This is a genomic window from Limosilactobacillus sp. (assembly GCF_022651205.1).
Classification (GTDB): Bacteria; Bacillota; Bacilli; order Lactobacillales; family Lactobacillaceae; genus Limosilactobacillus.
Window position 1 is genome coordinate 53,629 of sequence record NZ_JALCQI010000003.1, and the last position, 13,609, is coordinate 67,237.

8 protein-coding genes are annotated in these 13,609 nt (G+C 41.7%); 7 read left to right on the forward strand and 1 reads right to left on the reverse strand.

Annotated elements, in window-relative coordinates; genetic code table 11:
- Positions 1 to 17: 17 nt before the first annotated feature.
- The 4 genes from LKJ51_RS01685 to LKJ51_RS01700 all read left to right on the forward strand — a co-directional run bounded on the left by LKJ51_RS01685 (position 18) and on the right by LKJ51_RS01700 (position 9,486).
- Positions 18 to 611: a TetR/AcrR family transcriptional regulator gene (locus LKJ51_RS01685; protein ID WP_291979383.1), complete on the forward strand. Its 594-nt coding sequence runs from the start codon at positions 18 to 20 to the stop codon at positions 609 to 611.
- Positions 612 to 834: 223 nt separating this feature from the next.
- On the forward strand, positions 835 to 4,458 hold the full coding sequence (gene rpoB, locus LKJ51_RS01690; RefSeq protein ID WP_291980051.1) for a DNA-directed RNA polymerase subunit beta: 3,624 nt from the start codon (positions 835 to 837) through the stop codon (positions 4,456 to 4,458).
- Positions 4,459 to 4,511: 53 nt separating this feature from the next.
- Complete coding sequence (gene rpoC / locus LKJ51_RS01695) at positions 4,512 to 8,147, forward strand: DNA-directed RNA polymerase subunit beta' (RefSeq protein WP_291980052.1); 3,636 nt, start codon at positions 4,512 to 4,514, stop codon at positions 8,145 to 8,147.
- Positions 8,148 to 8,319: 172 nt separating this feature from the next.
- Positions 8,320 to 9,486, forward strand: coding sequence for a DUF998 domain-containing protein (locus LKJ51_RS01700; protein WP_291980075.1), 1,167 nt, complete (start codon positions 8,320 to 8,322; stop codon positions 9,484 to 9,486).
- Here LKJ51_RS01700 and LKJ51_RS01705 read toward each other — a convergent pair.
- The gene (locus LKJ51_RS01705; RefSeq protein WP_291980053.1) at positions 9,442 to 10,128 is read right to left on the reverse strand and encodes a prepilin peptidase; all 687 of its coding nucleotides are present in this window, start codon (positions 10,126 to 10,128) and stop codon (positions 9,442 to 9,444) included. The two genes, LKJ51_RS01700 and LKJ51_RS01705, sit on opposite strands and share 45 nt — an antisense overlap.
- Before the next feature lie 266 nt (positions 10,129 to 10,394).
- Here LKJ51_RS01705 and rpsL point away from each other — a divergent pair, with 266 nt between their 5' ends.
- From rpsL to fusA, 3 genes are all read left to right on the forward strand, one after another.
- Positions 10,395 to 10,814: a 30S ribosomal protein S12 gene (gene rpsL / locus LKJ51_RS01710; RefSeq protein ID WP_291980054.1), complete on the forward strand. Its 420-nt coding sequence runs from the start codon at positions 10,395 to 10,397 to the stop codon at positions 10,812 to 10,814.
- 21 nt (positions 10,815 to 10,835) lie between these two features.
- The gene (rpsG, locus tag LKJ51_RS01715; protein WP_291980055.1) at positions 10,836 to 11,306 is read left to right on the forward strand and encodes a 30S ribosomal protein S7; all 471 of its coding nucleotides are present in this window, start codon (positions 10,836 to 10,838) and stop codon (positions 11,304 to 11,306) included.
- A gap of 138 nt (positions 11,307 to 11,444) precedes the next feature.
- Positions 11,445 to 13,529, forward strand: coding sequence for an elongation factor G (gene fusA, locus LKJ51_RS01720; protein ID WP_291980056.1), 2,085 nt, complete (start codon positions 11,445 to 11,447; stop codon positions 13,527 to 13,529).
- Positions 13,530 to 13,609 lie beyond the last annotated feature (80 nt).

Consider the following 13,609-nt stretch of genomic DNA (forward strand, 5'->3'; position numbering starts at 1 on the left):
TTAGGAGAGAATAAAGTATGAAGAGAGCTGAACAGCTTGAGAGAACACGACAGTCAATTATGAGGACAGCGACTAAGCTCTTCTTGCAAAAAGGCTTCGGTGAAACCTCTACTCGTGATATTGCTAAACAAGTTGGAATTACCCAGCCAGCTCTTTACCACCACTTTAGTGATAAGGAAGTCCTTTATCTTGATGTGATGACCAGTTTGAGCAGTAAGGTCCGGAAAGATATTAATAAGGTAATGAGGAAGCATAAGCTAACACCTAATGAGCAGTTGTGGCAAATTACTGTTGTACTCAAGAAACACCATCCGGTAAGTGTTTATGATCAGTATCACCAGGCAATTAGTTTACTTTCAAAGAGTTCTCAACAAAAGCTAAACATGATTTTAGCAATGAACTATCTACAACCAATTGCTGAATACTTTAAGCAACCGGAAGTGGAATTGCGACCGGATATCTTGCCACAAGAAGCGGCTGAATTATTCTTGGCGGAAATCTCACCAATCTTTGGAACTTACCAACCAATTGGTGGTCATAATATAAGCAGCGATCAACGAGACCAGCTGATCCTAGATTGCATTATTAGTGGTCTTTCAAAAACAAAATAATCATTTGAACACTTTGTTGACAATGGAAGAATACTACTGTATACTAATAAAGTATGTAATTGTGAGTTCTCATATGGGCTTGGTGATCTATTGTCCATCAGGTTCAGTAAATAAAACCAAAGGCAGTGTATAGCTGTTTTTGGATTTTTTTTGCTCAAAATTACTATTTTGGCTAATTTGTAATCAAAATGTAATATTTGAACTCACTGAATAAATTAGAGAGGTGAACAGTTTGGCCGGACATTTAGTTAAATACGGTAAGCACCGTACCCGTCGTAGCTACTCCCGAATTAAAGAAGTTCTTGAGTTGCCAAACCTGATTGAAATCCAAACGGACTCATATAACTGGTTCATGGATAAAGGTTTACGGGAAATGTTTGATGATATTATGCCAATTGATGATTTCCAAGGGAAGTTATCATTGGAGTTCGTTGACTATCAACTTTTGGAACCTAAGTATACTGTTGATGAAGCTCGTGAACATGATGCAAATTATTCCGCACCACTTCACGTCACTTTGCGTCTTACTAACCACGAAACTGGGGAGATTAAGTCGCAGGATGTTTTCTTTGGTGAATTCCCATTAATGACGGATCAAGGAACCTTCATTATTAATGGTGCTGAACGGGTTATTGTTTCTCAATTAGTTCGGTCACCAGGTGTTTACTATAGTGAAGAAGCCGGCAAGAATGGTCGACCAAGTTACAGTGCTACCTTTATTCCTAACCGTGGTGCTTGGCTTGAATATGAAACAGACGCTAAGAACATTTCTTACGTTCGGATTGACCGTACGCGGAAGTTACCAATGACTGAATTGATCCGTGCCCTTGGCTTTGGTTCAGATGATGAAATCATTGATATGTTCGGTGGTAACAGTGAGACCTTATCCCTTACCTTAGATAAGGATGTTCACAAGAACGCTGAAGACTCTCGGGTTGAAGAATCTCTTAAGGATATTTACGAACGTCTTCGTCCAGGTGAACCAAAGACCGCTGACTCAGCTCGTAACCTATTAACTGCACGGTTCTTTGATCCAAAACGTTACGACATGGCTCCTGTCGGTCGATACAAGACTAATAAGAAGTTAATGCTTAAGTACCGTCTTCTTGGTGAAACCTTGGCTGAAACCCTTGCAGATCCTGATACTGGAGAAGTACTTGCACAAAAGGGCGATAAGGTTACTAAAGAAGTATTGAAGAAGTTGGAACCATACTTAGATCGTGATGACTTTAAGATGATTACCTATACTCCTTCAGATGAAGCTGTTGTTACCGAACCCGTAAAGCTTCAAAAGGTCCTTGTATATTCTCATGAAGATCCAGAACGGGTTGTTCCAATTATTGGTAATGGCCACATTCCATTGGAATATAAGCACATTGAACCAGCTGATATTCTTGCTTCCTTGAACTACTTCTTCAACTTGCAGGAAGGAATCGGCTCAACCGATGATATTGACCACTTGGGTAATCGGCGGATTCGTTCTGTTGGTGAATTGTTGCAAAACCAATTCCGGATTGGTTTAGCCCGAATGGAACGGGTTGTTCGTGAACGGATGTCAATTCAAGATCCTGATACCGTTACTCCACAACAATTGATCAATATTCGTCCAGTTGTTGCTTCAATTCGTGAATTCTTCGGTTCTTCACAATTATCACAGTTCATGGATCAGACTAATCCACTTGGTGAACTGACCCATAAACGGCGTCTTTCTGCCCTTGGTCCTGGTGGTTTGACTCGTGACCGTGCCGGATATGAAGTTCGTGATGTGCACTATACCCACTATGGTCGGATGTGCCCAATCGAAACTCCTGAAGGTCCTAACATCGGTTTGATTAACAGCCTTTCATCATACGCACGTGTTAATAAGTACGGCTTTATTGAAACGCCATACCGTCGTGTTTCCTGGAAGACCCATAAAGTTACTGATAAGATCGACTACCTAACTGCCGATGAGGAAGATAACTACATCATTGCTCAGGCCAACACGCCATTGAATGATGATGGTTCATTTGTTGATGATCAGGTTATGTGTCGTGATAAGGATGATTACATTGAAACGAGTGTTGAGAACGTCGACTACATGGACGTTTCTCCTAAACAAGTTGTCTCCGTTGCTTCCGCATGTATCCCATTCCTTGAAAACGATGACTCTAACCGTGCCTTAATGGGTGCCAACATGCAGCGGCAAGCCGTTCCATTGTTAAATCCTCATGCACCACTAGTAAGTACTGGAATTGACTACAAAGCGGCTCATGACTCTGGGGTGGCCATGATTGCTAAGAAGTCAGGAACAGTTGAGTATGTTGATGCTCGTGAAGTTCGTGTTCGTGAAGAAGACGGTACTTTGGATACTTACAAGTTAATGAAGTTCCGTCGTTCTAACGGTGGTAAGAACTATAACCAACGGCCAATTGTTAAAGTTGGTGAACACGTTGATGCCGATGATGTTCTTGCTGATGGTCCATCAATGGAACAAGGTGAATTAGCCTTAGGTCAAAACCCATTGATTGCGTTCATGACTTGGCAAGGTTACAACTTCGAAGATGCCATCGCAATTAGCGAACGGTTGGTAAAAGATGATGTTTATACATCAATTCACATTGAATCTTACGAATCAGAAGCTCGGGAAACCAAGTTAGGACCCGAAGAAATGACCCGTGAAATTCCTAATGTTGGTGACGATGCTCTTAAGGATCTGGACGAAGATGGTATTGTTCGGATCGGTGCTGAAGTTCATGATGGTGACATTTTGGTAGGTAAGGTTACTCCTAAGGGAATGACAGAATTATCCGCTGAAGAACGGCTACTTCATGCGATCTTCGGTGAAAAGTCACGTGAAGTTCGTGATACTTCTCTCCGTGTTCCTCACGGTGGTGGCGGTATTATCCAAGACGTTAAGGTCTTTACTCGTGAAAACGGGGATGAACTTTCACCAGGTGTTAACACAATGGTTCGGGTTTACATTGCTCAAAAGCGGAAGATTCAAGTTGGGGATAAGATGTCAGGTCGTCACGGTAACAAAGGTACTGTTTCGATCGTTGTTCCTGAAGAAGATATGCCATACATGCCAGATGGTACCCCAATCGATATTATGTTAAGTCCAATGGGTGTGCCAAGTCGTATGAACATCGGTCAGCTTCTTGAATTGCACTTGGGGATGGCCGCAAAGCGTCTTGGTATTCACATGGCAACTCCAGTATTCGATGGGGCTACTGATAAGGATGTTTGGGATGCTGTTAAGGAATCTGGATTCCCTGAAGATGGGAAGACAATTCTTTACGATGGTCGAACAGGTGAACCATTTGAAAACCGAATTGCGGTTGGTTCAATGCACTATCTTAAGTTAGCCCACATGGTTGATGATAAGATTCACGCTCGTTCTACTGGTCCATACTCACTTGTTACTCAACAACCATTGGGTGGTAAAGCTCAATTTGGTGGTCAGCGGTTTGGTGAAATGGAAGTTTGGGCCCTTGAAGCTTATGGTGCTGCATACACCCTTCAAGAAATCCTTACTTACAAGTCAGATGATACTGTTGGTCGTGTTCGGACATATGATGCCATTATTAATGGTGAACCAATTCCTAAGCCTGGTGTTCCTGAATCATTCCGGGTTCTTGTTAAGGAATTGCAAGCATTAGGTCTTGACATGAAGGTTCTCGATGGTGACCATAACGAAATCCAATTGAAGAACATGGACGAAGACGATGATGAGGTTGTAAATGTTGATGCTTTGGCTAAGTATGCCGCAAAGCATAACGCTGACGAAAAGAAGAAAGATGAAACTTCTACCGAAGCAAAATCAACAACGACAGCCGCTGGAGAAGACAAGACAAAACAAGACTAATTAGTTTTATTTAGCGCTCAACTTAAATTACTAAAATAAGGAGGAAAAATCCTTTGATCGATGTCAATAAATTTGAAAGTATGCAGATCGGCCTGGCATCACCAGATAAGATCCGTAGTTGGTCTTACGGGGAAGTAAAAAAGCCCGAAACGATTAACTACCGGACATTAAAGCCCGAAAAGCAAGGTCTGTTTGACGAACGAATCTTTGGCCCAACCAAGGACTATGAATGTGCTTGTGGTAAGTACAAACGGATTCGCTACAAGGGTCGTGTTTGTGATCGTTGTGGAGTTGAAGTTACTAGTTCAAAGGTTCGTCGTGAACGGATGGGGCATATTGAATTAGCTGCTCCGGTTTCACACATCTGGTACTTCAAGGGTATTCCAAGTCGAATGGGTCTTGTCTTAGACATGAGTCCACGTTCACTTGAAGAAGTTATTTACTTTGCTTCATATGTTGTTTTGGATCCAGGTGATACCCCACTTGAAAAGAAGCAACTTCTCTCTGAAGCAGAATACCGTGATAAGAAGGCAGAATTTGGTGATCGCTTTACTGCTGAAATGGGTGCTGCCGCAATTAAGAAATTATTAGCGGATGTGGACCTAAAGAAGGAAGCAGTAGAATTAAAGGAAGAACTTAAGGAAGCTACTGGTCAAAAGCGGACCCGGGCTATCCGCCGTTTGGACATTCTGGAAGCCTTCATCAAGTCTGGTAATAAGCCAGAATGGATGGTTATGGACGTTATTCCTGTTATGCCACCTGATTTACGGCCGATGGTTCAACTTGAAGGTGGTCGGTTTGCCACCTCTGACTTGAACGATTTGTACCGGCGTGTTATTAACCGGAATAACCGTTTAAAGCGTCTTTTGAAGTTGCAAGCTCCTGGTATCATCGTTCAAAACGAAAAGCGGATGCTTCAGGAAGCCGTTGATGCATTGATCGATAACGGTCGTCGGGGCCGTCCAGTTTCTGGTCCTGGTAACCGTCCACTAAAGTCACTTTCTCACTTACTTAAGGGTAAGCAAGGTCGTTTCCGTCAAAACTTACTTGGTAAGCGTGTCGACTACTCTGGTCGTTCAGTTATCGATGTTGGTCCATCATTGCGAATGAACCAGATGGGACTACCTGTTCCAATGGCACTTGAATTGTTTAAGCCATTTATTATGCACGAATTGGTTAAGCGTGGTTTATCTGCCAACGTTAAGGCAGCTAAGCGGAAGATTGACCGTCGTGATGATGATGTCTTTGATGTTCTTGAAGATGTTATTAAGGAACACCCTGTTCTTCTTAACCGGGCACCTACATTGCACCGGTTAGGTATTCAGGCCTTTGAACCAATTTTGGTTTCTGGGAAGTCAATGCGTCTCCACCCATTAGTATGTACTGCATATAATGCCGACTTTGATGGAGACCAGATGGCGATCCACGTACCACTTTCAGATGAAGCGCAAGCCGAAGCACGGTTGTTAATGCTTGCTGCTTCCCACATTTTGAGTCCTCGTGACGGTGAACCAATTGTTTCACCATCTCAGGATATGGTTATCGGTAACTACTACATGACCACTGAAGATAAGGGTCGTGAAGGTGAAGGTATGATCTTCATGAATACCGATGAAGCTGAAATGGCATACCGGAATAATTATGTTTCGCTACAAACACGTGTAGGGGTTCAAGTTTCATCATTCCCAGATAAGCCATTTACTGAAGAACAACGTGGCAAGATCATGGTAACTAGTGTTGGTAAGCTATTGTTCAACCGGATTCTTCCTAAGGACTTTAACTACATCAACGAACCTACTGCTGCTAATATTACTGATGGTGTCGATGATCGCTTCTTCCTCGATCCAGGTGAAGATATCAAAGACTATCTTGAGAATGCACCACTTGTTCCACCATTCAAGAAGGGCTTCTTATCTGACTTAATTGCTGAAGTTTACAAGCAATACAAGGTTACTAAGACCTCTCAATTCCTTGATCGGATTAAGGATCTTGGTTACTACGAATCAACAATTTCTGGTTTAACAACTGCTATGTCTGATATTCATGACTTGCCTGAAAAGCCAGAAATTATCAAGAAGGCCCGGAAGCAAGTTGCATTAGTAACTAAGCAATTCCGTCGTGGTTTGATTACTGACGATGAACGGTATGATCGGGTTATCGGTATCTGGAATGATGCTAAGGATGAAGTTCAAAACAAGCTGATTGAACACATGGACATTCATAACCCAATCAACATGATGTCTGACTCAGGTGCTCGTGGTAACATTTCTAACTTTACTCAGCTTGCCGGGATGCGTGGATTGATGGCTTCTCCAAACGGTAAGATTATGGAATTGCCAGTTCTTTCAAACTTCTATGAAGGTCTGTCAGTTCTGGAGATGTTCATTTCTTCTCACGGTGCTCGTAAGGGTATGACTGATACCGCTTTGAAGACTGCTAACTCAGGTTACTTAACTCGGCGGTTAGTTGATGTCGCCCAAGATGTTGTTGTTCGGGAAAAGGACTGTGGCACTGACCGTGGTCTTGAAGTTACTGCAATTACCAATGGTAACGAAATGATCGAACCACTCTATGACCGGATTATGGGACGTTACACTATGAAGTCCGTATTCGATCCAAAGACCGGTGAAAAGATCGTTGGTAAGAACGTCTTAATTGATGAAACAATGGCACAAAAGATTGTAGACGCAGGAGTTAAGAAGGTTACTATCCGTTCTGCATTCACTTGCAACACTGAACACGGTGTTTGTGAACGTTGTTACGGTCGTAACGCTGCTACTGGTGATCGTGTTGAAGCCGGTGAAGCAGTTGGTACTGTTGCCGCACAATCAATTGGTGAACCGGGTACTCAGTTGACTTTGCGGAACTTCCACACTGGTGGTGTTGCTGGTAACGAGGATATCACCCAAGGTCTTCCTCGTGTTCAAGAAATTGTTGAAGCACGTAATCCTAAGGGTCGTGCAACCATTACCGAGGTTACTGGTGAAGTTGAGTCAATTGAAGAAAATCCTGCAGAACGGACTAAGGATGTTACTGTTAAGGGTGAAACCGATACTCGGACATACACCTTGCCAATTACTGCACGGATGCGTGTTGCTGAAGGTGACTTTGTTCACCGTGGGACCGCTCTTAACGAAGGTTCAATTGATCCTAAGGAATTAATCCGTGTTCGTGATGTTCTTTCCACTGAAACTTACCTTCTTGCTGAAGTTCAGAAGGTTTACCGTATGCAGGGTATCGACCTGTTAGATAAGCACGTTGAAATCATGATTCGTCAAATGATGCGGAAAGTTCGTGTCATGGATCCAGGTGATACAGATATGTTGCCAGGTCAATTGATGGATATCGGTCAATTCCGTGATGCTAACTACAAGACATTGGTAGCTGGTAATATTCCTGCAACTGCTCGTCCAGTTATCTTGGGAATTACTAAGGCCGCTCTTGAAACTAACAGTTTCTTGTCAGCTGCTTCATTCCAGGAAACTACTCGTGTTCTGACAGATGCCGCTATTCGTGGTAAGAATGATCCGTTAGTTGGATTGAAGGAAAATGTTATTATTGGTAAGATTATCCCTGCTGGTACTGGTATGAGTACGTACCGGGATATTAAACCAAAGGAAGTTAATGTTGCTGCTTACTCCATCAAGGACTTAGAGGCTAAGATGAAGGAAGAAGACAAACAGAACTAACCGAATTTCCTAATTAAAGGGCTATGACTTGATTGTCATGGTCCTTTTTGCTATTTTAAATATTGATAAGATTTATTTAAGGGGGACTATAGCGGGAGTAGCTATAGTTCTCCGTTACTTTTGGGAGAAAAAAACATTGAAAAAATATACGATTGAGATTCCAGAATTAGCTATGAAGAAGACAGGCTTTAAGCCGAGTGATCAACTGGAATTAAATGTTAATCATAATGAAATTACACTTAGACCTTCACGCGTGACGGATCAATTGCCTAAAATTAGGTTATATTGGTACACTTTGCCGGCTCTAGTTCTAGCAATTACATTCTTCATTTTTTGTCGAGAACAGCATATGAGGACGGTGCCAATTACGGGTGACTATTCGATCGCTAATGGTTCAATGCTATTGAGCTTGGTTAGTGGCTTACTTGTCTTCATCGTTAGCTTTATTGTCACAAAACTAAACAATAACGGACCGACCAGGAATGTTTATTGGCGGAGTTTGCCGACGATTACAATTGCATGTGGCTTAATTATTGTCTTCTCGTTTTCAGCTTTCTTTTGGCTATTGGGAAAATTATTTGTTGCTGCACGATTCGATATTTATACTTCAACAACCTTTGTTTTCGTAATTATTGCTGCGGTTAATTATTTGATGATTAACCTTTCACTAACTCTTTCTTCCGGAATAATAACTAACCTATTAACAATTATGATTATTGGTGGAATGCTGTTTTCAATGTTAACGAATTCTACTCGAGATTGGTGGAAACATAATTTTAGCTTTTTAGGAACAGCACAGAATTCAGCCAATTTACAGTTTAATGTAACCCTTATTTTCTCTGGATTATTAATGATGGCGTTAGTTGATTACCTTTTTGTCAATCTTCAGCAAAAGTATCCGGGAATTAAGACACAGTTATTACGTTGGTTATTGTATGGTGAGGCCGCATGCATTGCTGCAATTGGACTCTTTCCTAATAATCCCAAATTCCATATCCTTCATGACCGAATTTCAATGTGGCTTGTTTACATCATGTTAATTTTGATTGTTGCGATAAAATGGATCCTTCCGGAAGTTACAAGACAATTTTTAGTGCTCTCTTACGTGATTGGATCTGTAATGGGTGCAGAGTACATTATATTTAAATTAGCTAACTACTTATCGTTAACGGCATTTGAATTGATTGAATTTGCTCTGGCCTTTTCGTGGCTATTATTGTTGTTACAGAATATTGAAAACCTCGCTCAATATGGTGAACAGTTGTTTCTTGTTAAAATTAAAAGTGAAAAAATATCAGCTAAGGTAGAAAAGCAGCCTCACGATAAAGCTAATAGCTAATCCGGGAATTAGTGGCAGCTTTTTGCCTCTTTTTATTATGGTAGGAATTATGGTTAATATGCAGCCAATAAGAACAATCTGTGCAGTTGCCTCCCAATGCCAAATAAAATCAGTCATGAGGATAAAGTAAATATCACCAGTTCCTAATCCCTTAGTAAGAAACTGCAATATAAAAAGGAAAGTACCAATTAAGACTATTTCAATCAAGGCTTGGCTAGTTAAAAAATGGCTGGGAGAGAGGATAAATAGAAGAGGGAGCAACCCGGTTAGCGCAAGTGGGTAGATTACTTGTGCGGTGAAATCGGTTATTGAGAGGTAAAGAAGAGTTAAAAGGGCACAGGTAAGGATCAAATTATGTTGCCAAGAAAACGAAAAAGTCTTCGCAGTAAATAAAATGACAACAGTTTCTGATAAGGGGAAAAATGAAGAGATCCTGGCACCACACCAATGACATTTTCCCCGTTGGACAATAAAACCAATAACCGGGATAAGTTGCCACCAGCATAAACGATGAGAACAATTATCACAAATAGAGAATTGTGGTTGCCAAGGTAATTGGTGAGTGACTTGCCGTTGACCACAGAGGGTAACAAATGATGCTAGAGTTACAGTGACAACACAATTAATTAAGGTAAAAAGCAATGAGTTCATCTCCTAAAGACTTGCTATAGATCCATAACGTAAAATTCCTTAAATTTTATCTAGAAAAATTTGGAGAGACTTCATTGACATTATTAGTGGGCCGTGATAGTCTATTAAAGGTGCTTTTTATAGCAACGTCGGTGTCTGTCGTTGGGCAGACTTTGCGTCAACGAAGGCACGTAATTTAATATCGTCCAAGAACTTTTTTTATTCTTAAAAAAGAACCACCTGGATGTGTGGACTTAAAATAAGGAAGGGGAAAAATTATGCCAACCATTAACCAATTGGTACGTAAGGGTCGTAAGAGCCACAAGGGCAAGTCAAAGTCACCAGCTCTTGGTTACGTTTACAACACTTTTAAAAAGGAAGAAGTTAAGACTCCATCACCACAAAAGCGTGGGGTCGCTACCCGTGTCGGTACTATGACACCAAAGAAGCCTAACTCAGCTTTACGGAAGTACGCCCGTGTACGTCTTTCTAACTTGATCGAAGTTACTGCTTACATTCCTGGTATTGGTCACAACCTCCAAGAACACTCAGTTGTTTTAATTCGTGGTGGTCGTGTTAAGGACTTGCCTGGGGTTCGTTATCACATCGTTCGTGGTACGCTTGATACTGCCGGTGTTGAAGGACGGATGCAAGGACGTTCTAAGTACGGTGCTAAGAAGCCTAAGAGTAAGAAGTAAAATATTAGGAGGGATTAAGTAATGCCACGTAAAGGACATGTACAAAAGCGTGAAATTTTACCAGATCCAATGTACAACTCAAAGTTGGTTACCAGCTTGATTGACCACTTGATGATCGATGGTAAGCGCGGAACTGCTACTAAGATTTTGTATGCAGCATTTGATGAAATTAAGGATGAAACAGGTAACAACCCTGTAGAAGTTTTCGAACAAGCTATGGAAAACGTTATGCCTGTTCTTGAAGTTAAGGCTCGTCGTGTTGGTGGTTCAAACTACCAAGTTCCAATTGAAGTTCGTCCAGAACGTCGGACCACTTTAGGTCTTCGTTGGATTGTTCAATACGCACGGTTGCGTGGTGAACACACAATGGTTGAACGTCTTGCACGTGAAATCATCGATGCTTCAAATAACACTGGTGCTTCAGTTAAGAAGCGTGAAGATACTCACCGTATGGCTGAAGCCAACCGTGCTTTCGCACACTACCGCTGGTAATCACTGCGAATTGAAACCGGTTGCCTAACCAGTTACAATATAGGGGTGACGTAGATTATTTGAATAACCGTCATCCCTTTTTCTAAATAAAGTTTGATTTAAAAATAACCATATTCTGGAAGGAGATACACTTTTAAGATGGCTAACAAACGTGAATACCCGCTTGAAAAAACTCGTAACATCGGGATCATGGCTCACATCGATGCCGGTAAGACGACTGCCACTGAACGGATTCTTTACTACACTGGTAAGATTCATAAGATTGGTGAAACCCACGATGGTGCTTCACAAATGGACTGGATGGATGAAGAAAAGGAACGTGGTATCACTATCACTTCTGCAGCCACTACTGCCGTTTGGAAGGATTACCGGATTAACATTATCGATACCCCAGGACACGTGGACTTCACTGTCGAAGTTGAACGTGCACTTCGGGTTCTTGATGGTGCCGTAACTGTCCTTGATGCTCAAGCTGGTGTTGAACCACAAACTGAAACCGTTTGGCGTCAAGCTGATGACTTTGATGTTCCACGGATCGTGTTCGCTAACAAGATGGACAAGGTTGGTGCTAACTTTGATTACTCAGTTCAAACAATTAAGGATCGGTTAAATGTCACCCCATTACCGATTCAAATGCCAATCGGTGCTGAAGATACTTTCTCCGGTGTTGTTGACTTAGTTAAGATGGTCGCTTATGTTTATGACGAAGATAAGCTCGGTAAGAACTGGGACACTGTTGATATTCCTGATGATATGAAGGAAGAAGCCCAAAAACGTCATGATGCTATGATCGAAACCTTGGCTGATATTGATGACAACATTATGGAAAAGTACCTTGAAGGTGACGAAATTTCTGTTGACGAAATCAAGGCTGCTATTCGTAAGGGTACTTTGGAAGAAAAACTTTTCCCTGTATTAGCTGGTTCAGCATACAAGGATAAGGGTATTCAAATGATGCTTGATGCTGTTATCGACTACTTACCATCACCACTTGATGTTAAGCCTTTCATTGCTCACGATGCTGATGGTAATGAAGTTGAATTGACTGCCGGTGACAACAAGCCATTCGCTGCTTTAGCATTTAAGATTGCTACTGACCCATTCGTTGGTCGTTTAACATTCTTACGTGTTTACACTGGTTCTCTTCAATCAGGTTCATACGTTCTTAACGCTACTAAGGATAAGCGTGAACGGATTGGTCGTTTGCTTCAAATGCACTCAAACCAACAACATGAAATTCCAGAAGTATTCTCTGGTGATATTGCCGCTGCTATTGGTTTGAAGAACACTGGTACTGGTGACTCATTAACTGATCCAGATCACCCACTTCAACTTGAATCAATGGACTTCCCTGACCCAGTTATCCAGGTTTCCGTTGAACCTAAGTCAAAGGCTGACCAAGACAAGATGGACAAGGGGCTACAAAAGTTGGCTGAAGAAGATCCAACCTTCAAGGCCGAAACTAACCCTGAAACTGGTGAAACTTTGATCGCCGGAATGGGTGAACTCCACTTGGACATTATTGTTGAACGTCTTCGTCGTGAATTCCACGCTGAAGTTACTGTTGGTAAGCCACAAGTATCCTACCGTGAAGCATTTACTAAGAAGGTATCTGCACAAGGTAAGTTCGTTCGTCAATCTGGTGGTAAAGGTCAATACGGTGATGTATGGATTGAATTTACCCCACTTGAAGAAGGTAAAGGATTTGAATTTGAAGATGCTATCGTTGGTGGTGTTGTTCCTCGTGAATTCATCCCTGCCGTTGAACAAGGTTTGAAGGAAGCTATGCAAAACGGTGTATTAGCAGGTTACCCACTTGTTGATATGCATGCTAAGCTTTACGATGGTAGTTACCACGAAGTTGACTCTAGTGAAGCCGCCTTCAAGGTTGCCGCATCACTTGCCTTGAAGAATGCTGCTAAGAAAGCAGATCCAGTTATCCTTGAACCTATTATGAAGGTTGACATTGTTGTTCCTGAAGACAACATGGGGGATGTTATGGGTCAAGTTACCGCTCGTCGTGGTAACATTGATGGTATGGAAGAACGTGGTAACGCACAACAAATCCACTCATTTGTTCCACTTTCAGAAATGTTCGGTTACGCTACTGCCCTTCGTTCTGCTACCCAGGGTCGTGGTACCTTCACTATGACTTTCGATCACTACTCAGCTGTTCCTAAGTCAGTTCAAGAAAAGATTATTAAGGAAAGCGGCAATAACTAATTGCCTAATAAATCCTTAAAAAGAGTTTGAAGACGAATTAATCTTCAAGCTCTTTTCTTTTTCTTTAAATAATAACGAAT

Coding starts and splice junctions, on each gene's coding strand:
- LKJ51_RS01685 (WP_291979383.1), top strand. CDS start 18: ATGAAGAGAGCTGAACAGCTTGAGAGAACACGACAGTCAATTATGAGG.
- LKJ51_RS01700 (WP_291980075.1), top strand. CDS start 8,320: ATGAAGAAGACAGGCTTTAAGCCGAGTGATCAACTGGAATTAAATGTT.
- rpsL (WP_291980054.1), top strand. CDS start 10,395: ATGCCAACCATTAACCAATTGGTACGTAAGGGTCGTAAGAGCCACAAG.
- rpsG (WP_291980055.1), top strand. CDS start 10,836: ATGCCACGTAAAGGACATGTACAAAAGCGTGAAATTTTACCAGATCCA.
- fusA (WP_291980056.1), top strand. CDS start 11,445: ATGGCTAACAAACGTGAATACCCGCTTGAAAAAACTCGTAACATCGGG.